The sequence below is a fragment of the Streptomyces sp. GMY02 genome (assembly GCF_019056675.1).
GTDB classification, from domain to species: domain Bacteria; phylum Actinomycetota; class Actinomycetes; order Streptomycetales; family Streptomycetaceae; genus Streptomyces; species Streptomyces odonnellii.
Map to the genome: position 1 here is coordinate 4,145,093 of NZ_CP077658.1, position 11,971 is coordinate 4,157,063.

Genomic DNA, 11,971 nt, shown 5'->3' on the forward strand with positions numbered 1-11,971 from the left:
GTGGCCCGTCCAGGACGGCCCGTCCAGGAGGGCTCGTTCAGGACAGGCCTTCGGCGCCCTCGCGTTCGGTGCGCAGCCCGGCGAAGGCCATCCGTACCACCGCTTCCGCCACCTCTTCGCGGCTGTACCCGCCCGCCGCGTGCGGCCGGTACCACTCCACCAGGGAGTTGACCATCCCGAAGAGCAGCCGGGTCGCCAGCCGCGTGTCCATGTCGGCCCGCAAATCCCCGTCCGCCGCGGCCGCCTTGAGCAGATCCGCGACCCGGTGGTCGAACTCCCGGCGCCGCTCCATGGCCCAGCGCTCGGTCTGGGTGTTGCCCCTGACCCGCAGCAGCAGCGTCACATAGGGCAGCTCGGCCATCAGCACCTCGACCGTACGGCGGGTCACGTACTCGACGCGCTCGACGGCCCGCCCACGGGTCGCGCCGTCCTCGTCGAGGATCCCGAAGAGCCCGTCCAAGGCGCGGCTGACTGCCCGGCGCAGCAGCTCCTCCTTGCCGACCACATGGTGGTATATCGAGGACTTGGAGATCCCGGCGGCCTTGGAGAGATGCTCCATGGAGGTGCCGTCGTAGCCGCGCTCGTTGAAGACCTGGACCGCGACGGTCAGCAGGGTCTCGGGCGTATAGGTGTCACGTTTGGCGGTGGTCATGCTCCATCCTCCTCCCCGTGCTCGCCCTGCTCGCCCCGCTCTTCTCGCTGTTCCTGCGCGACGGCCAGCCGGCGCAGTGCCTGGGAGGGGGCGTAGCGGCCGGTGGGGTACTCCTCGTGCAGGGCCTCCAGCGCGTACAGCACCCATCGCGCGCCCAGTTCCTGGCCCCAGTCGAGAGGGCCGCGCGGGTAGTTGACGCCCAGTCGCATCGCGGTGTCGATGTCCTCGGGGGTGGCGACCGCGCGGGCCGCCGCGTCGAGCGCGAAGTCCACGAGCATCGCCACCGTACGGGTGACGATCATGCCGGGGATGTCGGCGATCACGCTGACGTCCTTGCCCAGTGCCTGGAAGAGCCCGATGGCCTCGTTCAGGGCCGCCTCGTCGACCTCGGCGGCCGGCGCCAGGGCGATCCGGGTCGCCGTACGGTAGTCCAGCGCGAGATCGAAGTGGATGACGGGCATGTCGGCGTCGTCGGCGGCCGTACCGTCCGACAGGAAGAGCCGCGTGCCGTCGGACAGCTCGATCCAGCCCGGATGGCCGGGGACGGCGTCTTCTTTGAAGAGGACCTCGATTCCCGCCTCCTCGATCAGGCCGGGCAGCGCATCCGCGGCGAAGAGCTCGCCCTGGACGGTGACGGACGAGGGAGCGGGCGCGGGTCCGGCCGTCCGTGCCTCCACGGACGGCGCGTCCTCGCCGTACGGGAACCATCCCCGGCCCGACTTGCGGCCCAGCCGCCCCGACTCCACAAGCCTGCGCTGCGCGAGGGACGGCGTGAACCGCACATCCTGGAAGAAGGACTCCCATACGGACCGGGTGACGGCCTCGTTGACGTCCTGGCCGATCAGATCGGTCAGCTCGAAGGGGCCCATCGGGAAGCCGCCGCTCCCGCGCAGCACCGCGTCGATGGTGGCCGGATCAGCGGCGCCCTCCTCGTACACCCGGAAGGCCTCGGCGTAGTACGGACGGGCGATGCGGTTGACGACAAAGCCGGGGGTGTCGGCGCAGCGCACGGGCGTCTTGCCCCAGGCGCGCGCCGTCTCGAACGCGGTCAGCGCCACCTCCTCGTCCGTCGCGAAGCCGCTGACGACCTCCACGAGCGGCAGGAGGGGCGCGGGATTGAAGAAGTGCAGTCCGACCAGGCGGCCGGGGACGCGCAGGGCGCCCGCGACGGCGGTGACCGAGAGGGAGGAGGTGTTGGTGGCGAGGAGGCAGTCGTCGGAGACGAGGTCCTCCAGGGCCGCGAACAGTTCGCGCTTGACGGAGAGCTGCTCCAGTACGGCCTCCACGACCAGCGCGGAGTCGGCCAGCTCGGCGAGTTCCGCGGCCGGGCGGAGCCGGGCCACCGCGGCATCGCGCGCCGCGGCGTCGAGCCGGCCCTTCTCGACCAGCCGGCCGAGCCGTCCCGCGAGGGCGGTGGCGGCCTGCTCCGCACGGCCCGGCACGGCGTCGTAGAGCCGTACGGGATGTCCGGCGACCAGCGCCACCTGGGCTATTCCCTGCCCCATCGTCCCGGTGCCGACGACCGCGACAACACGGCCGGGCTCAATTGCTGTCATGGGAGCAATCCTTCCGTATGAGCGGGCACCGGCGGGGCCATGAGTCTCCCCGGGGTGAGTTGTCCACAGGTTCGCCGGGCCCCCTTGTCCCGACCGATCGTTCGGTTACTCTAACCCTGTCCGTCAGCACATGTCCCCGTCTCAGCCCGACCGAGGAGTGGGTCCGTCATGGCCGCCCAGCTCAGCCCCCAGCAGCTCTCAGAAAAGCACCGGCCCACACTCGACCGGGCCCTTGAGGCGATCCGCAGCCGCGCCTACTGGTCGCCGCACCCCGAACATCCCAAGGCGTACGGCGAGACCGCGCCGGCCGAGGGTCTGGCCGCCTTCCAGGCCCTGCGCGGCACCCGCTTCGAGCTGGACCAGCCGGGCACGGACGGCTGGACCGGCGGCGAGATCTCGCCGTACGGCCCGGCGCTGGAGATCGAGTATCCGCACGCGGACGTGGATGTCCTGCTGCCCGCCATGCGCGTGGGCATGGGCGCCTGGCGCGACGCCGGGCCCGAGACCCGCGCCCTGGTCTGTCTGGAGATCCTCGCGCGGATCAGCGCCCGCACGCACGAGTTCGCGCACGCGGTGATGCACACCAGCGGGCAGGCGTTCATGATGGCGTTCCAGGCGGGCGGGCCGCATGCCCAGGACCGCGGCCTGGAGGCGGTGGCGTACGCGTACGCGGAGCAGACGCGCACCCCGGCCGCCGCCGACTGGTCCAAGCCGCAGGGCAAGCGTGACCCCCTGGAGCTGCGGAAGACCTTCACCGCCGCCCCGCGCGGCATCTCGCTGCTGATCGGCTGCAACACGTTCCCGACGTGGAACGGCTATCCGGGCCTGTTCGCCTCCCTGGCCACCGGCAATCCCGTCCTGGTCAAGCCCCATCCGCGCGCGGTGCTGCCCCTGGCGCTGACCGTACGGGCCGCCCGCGAGGTGCTCGCCGAGGCCGGCTTCGACCCGAATCTGGTGGCGCTGGCCGTGGAGCGGCCGGGCGAGGGCATCGCCAAGCCGCTGGCCACGCGCCCGGAGATCCGGATCATCGACTACACCGGCTCCACCGCCTTCGGTGACTGGCTGGAGACCCACGCCCGCCAGGCGCAGGTCTACACGGAGAAGGCCGGTGTCAACACGATCGTCATCGAGTCCACCGACGACTACAAGGGGATGCTGTCCAATCTGGCCTTCTCGCTGTCGCTCTACAGCGGCCAGATGTGCACCACCCCGCAGAATCTGCTGATCCCCCGGGACGGCATCACGACGGACGCGGGCGAGAAGTCGTACGACGAGGTGGTGGCCGATCTCGCGGCCTCGGTGAGCGGGCTGCTGGGCGACGACGCCCGTGCCGCCGGGCTGCTGGGCGCGCTCGTCAACCCGGATGTGAAGGCCCGGCTGGAGGCCGCCGCCGCGCTGGGCGATGTCGCGCTCCCCTCGCGCGAGATCAGCAATCCGGACTTCCCGGACGCCGTGGTCCGTACGCCCGCGATCGTCAAGGCCGACGGCTCCCGCAAGTCCTGGGAGAAGGCGGGGGAGAGCGGGGCCGAGGGCGCCGCGGAGGTGCCGTATCTCACCGAGTGCTTCGGCCCGGTGTCGTTCGCGGTCGCCATGGACTCCACGGACGACTCGGTGGAGCTGCTGCGCCGCACGATCCGCGACCGGGGCGCCATGACGGTCGGCGCGTACACGACCTCGCCGGAGACGGAGCGCGCGATCGAGGAGGTCTGTCTGGAGGAGTCGGCGCAGCTCTCGCTGAATCTCACGGGAGGCGTGTTCGTGAACCAGACCGCGGCCTTCTCGGACTTCCATGGCTCCGGCGGCAATCCCGCGGCGAACGCGGCACTGTGCGACTCGGCGTTCGTGGCCAACCGCTTCCGGATGGTGGAGGTCAGGCGCCAGGCATAGGGCGGCGCTCCGGGGCCGCCCGCGGATCAGGGTGCGGGCGGCGCCGGGGTGTCGGAAGCGGCGGTGTCCGGGATGACGGCATGCCGCTGGATCCAGGCGTGCATGGCGATCGCCGCGGCGGCTCCTGCGTTGATCGAGCGGGTCGAGCCGAACTGCGCGATCGAGCACACCATCGCGGTGTGCTCACGGGCCTCCTCGGTCAGACCGGGGCCCTCCTGCCCGAAGAGCAGCACACAGCGGCGCGGCAGCTCGGTCCGCTCCAGCGGTACGGACCCCGGCAGATTGTCGATCCCGATGACCGGCAGCCCCTCCGCCGCCGCCCAGGCGGTCAGCCCTGCGGCGTCGGAGTGGTGGCGCACGTGCTGGTACCGGTCGGTGACCATCGCACCGCGCCGGTTCCAGCGCCGCCGCCCGACGATATGGATCTCCTTCGCAAGGAAGGCGTTGGCGGTGCGGACCACCGACCCGATGTTGAAGTCGTGCGTCCAGTTCTCCACCGCCACATGGAAGTCATGGCGCCGGGTGTCGAGATCGGCGACAACGGCCTCGCGCGTCCAGTACCGGTAGCGGTCGACGACATTGCGCCGGTCCCCGGCCGCCAGCAGCTCCGGGTCGTACCGCTCGCCGCGCGGCCAGGGGCCGGGATGCGGCCCGACGCCGATCTCCGGGCCGAAGCCCTCGTCGTACTGGACGGGTTCCAGGTCCTCCGGGGCCGGCCCGCGGACCTCCGCCGTTGTCTCACTGCTCACCCGACGAGAGTACGGGTCTGCTCCGGACTGTCGCTCCGCTGCTCGGGCAGGGACACTCCGGGCCGGGCGAACAGCCGCTTCCCCAGACCCGAGACCCGGTCGCCCAGCCACCGCAGGAAGGGCGTCGGCAGGAACACCGCGTCGGCGGCGATCATCGCGAGCGAGAAGAAGGGCAGTCCGAGCACCACGGCGATGGCGGCGTGCTCCAGCATCATCAGGGCCAGCAGTACGTTCTTGACGCGCCGGTTGAGGAGCGTGAAGGGGAACGCGACCTGCACCATGACCGTGCCGTAGGTCACCAGCATCACGATGACACCGCTGGCCGCGAGCAGGGAGGAAAGCTCCGGCCAGGGGCTGAAGTAGTCCAGTTTGAGCGGATAGTAGAGGGCGGTTCCGTCCTGCCAGCGCGAACCCTGGATCTTGTACCAGCCCGCTGTGGCGTACACCAGACAGACCTCGGCCATGATCACCACAAGTGCGGCATTGTGGAGGAGGTTGGCGAGGACATCCAGCAGGGCACGCGGCTCACCGTCCGGCGCGTAGCGGTTGGCCGCCCACCACAGGCCCTGCCCGACCCAGACGCCCCAGAAGACGATCACCAGCCACAGGTCGGCGTGGATCCGGTCCGTCGCCGAGCCTATGACCAGGAACACCCCGAGACAGCTCCACAGCACCGGTCCGATCCGGTCCCGCCGGACGCCGTCCGCCCCGCGCGCCGCCCGCCTGGCGTCCAGCGACCAGACCTGGCCGCAGCGCGTCAGCACGAGATAGATCGCCATGAGATGGATGACGTTGTCCCCGCCGTCGCCCATGAAGATGCTGCGGTTCTGGAGCGACAGCACGCCGAACATGAAGAGCACGGACATGGTCCGGGTGCGCCAGCCGATCAGCAGCAGCGCGCTGGACAGCACGGCGACGGCGAAGACGATCTCGAACCACACCACGCTGTCCGACCACATCAGCCCGGTGAAGGCGCCGTTCTTCGCGATGAGCTGCTGGGCCATGTCCCAGCTCCACGGGCCGTCAGGTCCGTACAGCTCACGCCGGTGGGGCAGTTCGCGCAGCAGGAACAGCAGCCAGGCGCCGGCGAAGCCGATCCGGACGACGGCGCTCTGGTACGGGCCGAGGGCGGCGGCGGTGACGCGCTGGACGGCACGGACGGCCGGCCCGGCCACCTGTAGCGGCCTCCCCACGGCCCGTGGGCCCGGCTGCGGGCCCGGCCGGCCGGCCGACCGCTGATCGGTCGGCTGCTGATCGGTCGGCTGCTGATCGGGCCGCCCGGCCGGCGGCTCGTGCTGCCGGTCATCGGGGTGGCCACCGGACCCTCTTGGCTGGTCCGTCGGCTGGCCGGCCGGCTGGTCCGTCGGCCGTTCGGCCGGGTGCGCGCTCACTGTTCCGCCTCCGTACGGCCGTTCCGTACGCCCTCGGGAAGGTCCGTGGCGCTCACCGTCCACCAGGGATAGAGCCGGTACGTCGGACGCGTATCGGTCTTCTCGGTGCTCCAGGGGGGCGCCGCGACCGTGGTGGCGGCGGACCTGAGCTGAATGCGTTCCACGGGACCACCCAGGTCGTGATCCTCGAGGCGCAGCATCACGATGCGGCGGACATAGCTCTCGGAGAGCTGCCCGCGCAGGCCGTTGGGGCGGTTGTCGTTGTCGTGCGAGCCGGTGAAGAAGTCCCAGGCGCGGCGCAGTTCGTTCTGGTCGACATGGCTGGGAAGGAGATTGCCGCGGATCGCCTCACCGTCCTCGGCGGAGAGATCGATCCAGCCGGTGGTCGTCCGGGCGCCGTCGGGCTTCGCCACCTCGGCGCGCGCCTGGACGGCGATGTTCTGCTGGAGCGGGTTGGGCGCGAAGAGCTTCCAGTTCTGTTCGAACTCGGGGTAGACCCACTCGTCGACGGCCTTGCCGTGCTGTTTGGTGATCGTGTTGGACGGGGCGGCATGCAGAAAGACCATGGCCAGATGCGTGCAGGCCAGCAGTCCGAGGACCGCGAGCCCCGCGGCGGCCACCACCTGGCCGGGAAGGGACAGGCCGGCTATCCCGGCGCCGGGTGGCGGCCCGGCCTTCACACCCTTGTCGTCGTACGAATCCATCCCGCCCCGATCCCCGCCCGCGCCCACTCAGTCGTCCAGAGGGTTGACACCCTACGGGCCGGGCCCAGGCCCTGTCCGGGTCCGGGTCCGGAGTCCCGAACCGGGACCGGCAGGGGCTCAGAGCACAAATGCCGCGGTGCCGTTGTCCGTGACCATCGGCCGTCCCGCGCCGTCCCAGGCGAGCATGCCGCCGTCCACGTTGACCGCGTCCAGGCCCTGCTGCACCAGATACTGGGTGACCTGTGCGGAGCGCCCGCCGACCCGGCACATCACATAGGCCTTCCGGCCCCCGGCCACCGCCTCGGTCACCTCGCCGAAGCGCGCCACGAAGTCGCTCATCGGCACATGCAGCGCGCCCTCGACATGACCGGCCGCCCACTCGTCGTCCTCCCGGACGTCCAGCACCAGTCCGTCGGACGGGACCGCCGCGACATCGACCGAGGGCAGCGGGGCGAAGTTCATGAGCTGTGCCTTCTCTCGTACGGGCCGGGACCAGGACCGGGGCGTGGACCACGCCGGGTGTGCGGAACAGAACCCGGCCAGGTGTGCCGGACTCCGGAAAACCTACTCCACCAGCCCGGCCAGTTCCGTCTCACGTCCGGCGACCTCGGCGAGCAACTGCTCGGCGATCTCCTCCAGCAGCCGGTCCGGGTCGTCCGGCGCCATCCTGAGCATCGCGCCGATCGCGCTCTCCTCCAGCTCCTTGGCGACCAGCGTCAGCATCTCCTTGCGCTGTGACAGCCACTCCAGCCGGGCGTAGAGCTCCTCGCTCTCGCTCAGGCGCGGCGCCTTCAGCACCGGCCCCGCGGCCCACTCCGCGGCCAGCTCCTCCAGCAGCGTCTCGTCCCCCCGCCCATAGGCCGCGTTCACGCGAGTGAGGAACTCCTCACGTCTGGCGCGCTCCGCGTCGTCCCGTGCCAGGTCCGGGTGGGCCTTGCGCACCAGCTCGCGGTAGATCTTGCGCGCCTCGTCGCTCGGCCGGACCCGCTTGGGTGGACGTACGGGCTGCTCGGTCAGCATCGCCGCCGCCTCCGGCGAGAGGCCGTCGGAATCGAGCCAGTCGTGGAACAGCTCCTCGACCCCCGGCATCGGCTGCACCATCGCGCGGGCCTCCCGCGCCTTGCGCAGATCCTCGGGGTCGCCGCTCCTGGCCGCGCGGGCCTCGGCGATCAGCGCGTCCAGCTCGTCGAGTCGCGCGTACATCGGGCCGAGCCGCTGATGGTGCAGCCGGGAGAAGTTCTCCACCTCGATCCGGAAGGTCTCCAGCGCGATCTCGAACTCGATCAGCGCCTGCTCGGCAACGCGCACGGCCCGCTCCAGCCGCGCTTCGGGCCGGTCCGCCCCGGCGGTCTCGCCGACGCCCTCCGCCGTACCCGCCGAGTCGTCCGCCCTGTCCGCCCCGTCCGGCGTGTCCGCCGCGCCGGGCCCGCCCTCCGGGGCCTCCGCCGCATCGCTCATGCCCGCCGCCACCGTGGATTCCGTCGCATCCGGCACGTCTCGTACATCCCGTTCGTCGTCGTTACGGATCGTCGGCTCCCGTCCCGCGTCACCCGTCCAGCGTACGGGGCGAGCCGCGGCGGTCCGCTCCGCTGCCGGCCGTCACACACCCAGCTCGGCCGCTATCCGCCCATTCCGCACAGCCGCCACCAGCTCGGCGTGGTCCGCCTCCGTGCGGTCCGCGTACACCACGGCGAAGCCGGCCACAGCCGTGTCCAGCTCGTCGTTCTTACCGCAGTAACCGGCTATCAGCCGGGGGTCCACGCTGTGCGCGTGGGCCCGGGCCAGCAGCGCTCCGGTCATTCTTCCGTAGTCGTCTATCTGGTCGGCCGGCAGTGCCGCGGGGTCGACGCTCCCCTTCCGGTTCCTGAACTGCCGCACCTGGAAGGGCCTGCCCCGCACGGTCGTCCACCCCAGCAGGCTGTCGCTCACCACCTGCATCCGCTTCTGTCCCAGCACCACCCGACGCCCCTCGTGCGCCACCACGGGCGCCTCGAATCCGGCGGCCGGCAGATGGGGCAGCAGGGCCGAGGGCCGTGCCTCCTTCACCTGGAGCACCAGCGGCTCGCCCCGGTGGTCGAGCAGCAGCACCACATACGACCGGGTCCCGACGCTGCCGGTGCCGACCACCCGGAACGCCACGTCGTGTATCGCGTACCGCGCGAGCAGCGGCAGCCGGTCCTCGGGGAGCGTGCCGAGATACTCCTCCAGTGAGGCGGCCACCGCCGCGGCCTCCGCGTCCGGCACCCGCCGCAGCACGGGCGGCGCGTCCACGAAGCGCCGCTGGGCGTCCGCGCCGACGGCCCCGCTCGCGTCCGGCACCGCCTCGGTCGACCTGGCCGCGAACCGCGCGCTCGTGTTGTTCCGCGCCTTCCCCGCCACGCGCTCCAGAGTGCCGGCCAGATCACGCGCGTCCGCGTGCGAGACCAGCTCCTCGTCGGCTATCGCGTTCCACGCGTCGAGGACGGGGAGCTTGGCCAGCAGACGCATGGTGCGCCGGTAGGCGCCCACCGTGTCGTACGCCCCGCGCCGGCAGGTGTCCTCGTCCGCGCCCGCCGCACGGCCGGCCAGCACCAGCGAGGTGGCGAGCCGCTTGACGTCCCACTCCCAGGGGCCCGTCACGGTCTCGTCGAAGTCATTGAGATCGATCACGAGCCGACCGCGCGCGTCCCCGTACAGACCGAAATTCGCCGCGTGCGCGTCGCCGCATATCTGCGCGGCGGCGCCGGTGACCGGGGTGCCCACCAGGTCATGGGCCATCAGTCCGGCCGCGCCGCGCAGAAAGGCGAAGGGACTGGTGGCCATCCGCCCGACCCGCAGCGGCGCCAGCTCGGGCACCCGGCCACGGCTCGACTCCTCGACGGCCCGCACGGCGCCGGGCCGGCCCGCGGCGAACACGACGGAGTCGTGCGAGGACCTCGGCACCCGGGCCCGCAGCGCCTTGCCCAGCTCCTTGGACGTCCGCGCCACCGCGTCCCCCCGAGCCCCGTGCCCCCGAGCCCCGTCCACCCCGGCCCCGCTCGCCTGCGCGCCCTCCCCGGCCCCCGTCGCCGTACGCGTCGCGAAACCCGGCACCACCGGAATGCGCCCGCCCGCGGACACCAGCGCGGACACCACCGCCGACTCGACCCCGACACCGCCCATGGCGTGCCGCCTCCCCCGTACTCGAACCCGCCGAACTCGCAGCACTCGGCACTGGCTTGAAAATCGCTTGAGATCAACCGCAGACGACGGTACCGCCGGGCCGTGACAGCCGTCTCCCCCTGTGGATAACCCCGAAGCCCCGCCGGGGACCCGCCGCACGCGCGCCCGATGCCCTGCCGCACGCCCCGCCGAACGCCCCGCGCCGAACGCCCGCGCCAAGCCACGCCCCGCGCCTCAACCCCTCAGACGCGCACCCTCAGCCCCGCCCAGCCAACGCCCCACCCAGCCAACTCCCGGCCCGGCCAACGCCCGGCCCGCCCAACACCCCACCCGCCCAACGCCTCAGAACCGCCGCACCCGCCACAACCGCCCCGAACGCCCTACGCCCTAACACCCGCCCTCGGACGGCTCCCGCAGATTCGATTCGGCCCACAGCCGCAGCTCCTTCAGCGCCGGCTCCATCGCCGCGCCCGCGTCCGTCAGCCGGTACGCGACCCGCAGCGGCGGCCCCTCGTCGACCTCGCGCACCACCAGGCCTGCCGCCGCCAGTTCGGTCAGCCGGTCCGAGAGCATGCGCTCGCTGATGCCGGGAACCGCCCGCCGCAGCTCGGCGAAGTAGACCGCCCGCTGCATGAGTACGGAAATGATCGGGCCCGACCACCGCTTGCCGAGCAGTTCGAAGACGCGCGTGATGCTCACGTCGACCTTCTTGCACTCCTCCGCGCCATGGTCCGCCATGCCCACAGCGTACCGGTTTTCCGAGCCGGGATGAAAAAAAGTAAGTGACTGTGTTATCCATAGGTGCGAACGGAAACTCCGCTCGCCTACCCATTCGGTACGCCGTTTCAAGCCCCCCATGGAGAACGTCATGGCCACGCTTCTGCACATCGATTCAGCCGTCTTCCCGGAAGGCTCCGCCTCGCGCGACATCACCGCGACCTTTGTCACGTCCTGGCTCGAGCAGCACCCCGAGGGCAAGGTCGTCTACCGCGATCTGGCCGCCTCCCCGCTGCCCCACCTGGACATCACCGCCGCGTCGTCGGGCGCTGGCGATGCCCTGCGCGCCGAACTTGCCGCCGAACTGGCCGAGGCGGACGCGGTCCTCATAGGCGCGCCGATGTACAACTTCTCGATTCCGTCGACCCTGAAGGCCTGGCTGGACCAGGTGATCATCGTCGGCCACAACGCGGGCCTCCCCGACAGCCCGCTGGCCTCCACGCCGTTCACCATCGTGGCCAGCCGCGGCGGTTCGTACGCTCCCGGCACCCCGCGCGCGGACTTCGAGTTCGTCCAGAACTACCTGGAGAAGGTGCTGACCGGGATGTTCGGCGCCACGGAGATCGACTTCATCGTCCCGGAGCTGACGCTCGCGCACACCAAGCCGGAGATGGCCGAACTGGTCCCGCTCGCCGAGGCGTCCCGCGCCAAGGCCCAGGAGGAGGCCACCCAGAAGGCCAAGGCGCTCGCCGCCCGCCTCGCCGCCTGACCGCGCGGCCTTTCCGGGAGAGCCCGCCCCGCCGCCCGGCCCCGCCGGGCTTCCGGGAGAGCGGGCCTCCCGGAAAGGCAGCAGGCACGACACGCAGCGGGCATGGCACATGGCCGGCACAACGAAGAACCCCCGCTCCGGAGAGATCCGGAGCGGGGGTTCTGTGGTGCGCGAGGGGGGAGTTGAACCCCCACGCCCTTGCGGGCACTGGAACCTGAATCCAGCGCGTCTGCCTATTCCGCCACCCGCGCATTGGGTGTGTCGTCCGGTCCCTCACCTGCTGGTGTGTGTCCCTGGCGACATCGAGAAGATTAGCACGGTGGGGCGGGTGGCTTCACATCCCTTTGTTCGCGCGACCCCGGGACGACCCCAGCACGACCCCAGGACGACGCCGGGGCGACCCCG

At 71.5% G+C, this 11,971-nt stretch carries 11 protein-coding genes and 1 tRNA gene; 2 read left to right on the forward strand and 10 right to left on the reverse strand.

Translation table 11 applies throughout. From position 1 onward, the window contains the following. Positions 1 to 37: 37 nt before the first annotated feature. Both KQY30_RS17310 and KQY30_RS17315 read right to left on the reverse strand, forming a co-directional pair. Entirely contained in the window at positions 38 to 652 is a 615-nt protein-coding gene (locus tag KQY30_RS17310; RefSeq protein WP_217307608.1) for a TetR/AcrR family transcriptional regulator, read from the reverse strand. Further along, complete coding sequence (locus KQY30_RS17315) at positions 649 to 2,208, reverse strand: 3-hydroxyacyl-CoA dehydrogenase (RefSeq protein WP_217307609.1); 1,560 nt, start codon at positions 2,206 to 2,208, stop codon at positions 649 to 651. The genes KQY30_RS17310 and KQY30_RS17315 overlap by 4 nt, the downstream gene beginning before the upstream one ends. 168 nt (positions 2,209 to 2,376) lie before the next feature. Here KQY30_RS17315 and paaN point away from each other — a divergent pair, with 168 nt between their 5' ends. Beyond that, the gene (gene paaN / locus KQY30_RS17320) at positions 2,377 to 4,095 is read left to right on the forward strand and encodes a phenylacetic acid degradation protein PaaN (RefSeq protein WP_217307610.1); all 1,719 of its coding nucleotides are present in this window, start codon (positions 2,377 to 2,379) and stop codon (positions 4,093 to 4,095) included. A gap of 26 nt (positions 4,096 to 4,121) precedes the next feature. Here the strand turns inward: paaN and KQY30_RS17325 are convergent, their stop codons facing one another. The 7 genes from KQY30_RS17325 to KQY30_RS17355 all read right to left on the reverse strand — a co-directional run bounded on the left by KQY30_RS17325 (position 4,122) and on the right by KQY30_RS17355 (position 10,818). Beyond that, positions 4,122 to 4,844 carry a TrmH family RNA methyltransferase gene (locus KQY30_RS17325; protein ID WP_217307611.1) on the reverse strand — a complete coding sequence of 241 codons (723 nt, stop codon included), beginning with the start codon at positions 4,842 to 4,844 and terminating at the stop codon, positions 4,122 to 4,124. Further along, positions 4,841 to 6,037: an HTTM domain-containing protein gene (locus tag KQY30_RS17330; protein WP_217307612.1), complete on the reverse strand. Its 1,197-nt coding sequence runs from the start codon at positions 6,035 to 6,037 to the stop codon at positions 4,841 to 4,843. Before KQY30_RS17330 ends, KQY30_RS17325 begins: the two co-directional genes overlap by 4 nt. A gap of 194 nt (positions 6,038 to 6,231) precedes the next feature. Beyond that, complete coding sequence (locus KQY30_RS17335; RefSeq protein ID WP_217307613.1) at positions 6,232 to 6,939, reverse strand: DUF5819 family protein; 708 nt, start codon at positions 6,937 to 6,939, stop codon at positions 6,232 to 6,234. A 117-nt stretch (positions 6,940 to 7,056) separates the two neighbouring features. Next, positions 7,057 to 7,401, reverse strand: a complete 345-nt coding sequence (locus KQY30_RS17340) for a rhodanese-like domain-containing protein (protein ID WP_217307614.1) — start codon at positions 7,399 to 7,401, stop codon at positions 7,057 to 7,059. 102 nt (positions 7,402 to 7,503) lie between these two features. Further along, positions 7,504 to 8,397: a J domain-containing protein gene (locus tag KQY30_RS17345; RefSeq protein ID WP_254407184.1), complete on the reverse strand. Its 894-nt coding sequence runs from the start codon at positions 8,395 to 8,397 to the stop codon at positions 7,504 to 7,506. A gap of 141 nt (positions 8,398 to 8,538) precedes the next feature. Further along, positions 8,539 to 10,080 (reverse strand): DUF2252 domain-containing protein, encoded by a 1,542-nt coding sequence (locus tag KQY30_RS17350; protein ID WP_217307615.1) that lies wholly within the window; start codon positions 10,078 to 10,080, stop codon positions 8,539 to 8,541. Between the two features lie 387 nt (positions 10,081 to 10,467). Next, positions 10,468 to 10,818 (reverse strand): helix-turn-helix domain-containing protein, encoded by a 351-nt coding sequence (locus tag KQY30_RS17355; RefSeq protein WP_217307616.1) that lies wholly within the window; start codon positions 10,816 to 10,818, stop codon positions 10,468 to 10,470. 130 nt (positions 10,819 to 10,948) lie between these two features. Between KQY30_RS17355 and KQY30_RS17360 the strand changes: the two genes are divergently transcribed. Then, entirely contained in the window at positions 10,949 to 11,566 is a 618-nt protein-coding gene (locus KQY30_RS17360; RefSeq protein WP_217307617.1) for an FMN-dependent NADH-azoreductase, read from the forward strand. Between the two features lie 164 nt (positions 11,567 to 11,730). On the opposite strand, the gene KQY30_RS17365 is transcribed toward KQY30_RS17360, so the two are convergent. After that, a tRNA-Leu gene (locus KQY30_RS17365) sits at positions 11,731 to 11,817 on the reverse strand. Between the last annotated feature and the right edge of the window lie 154 nt (positions 11,818 to 11,971).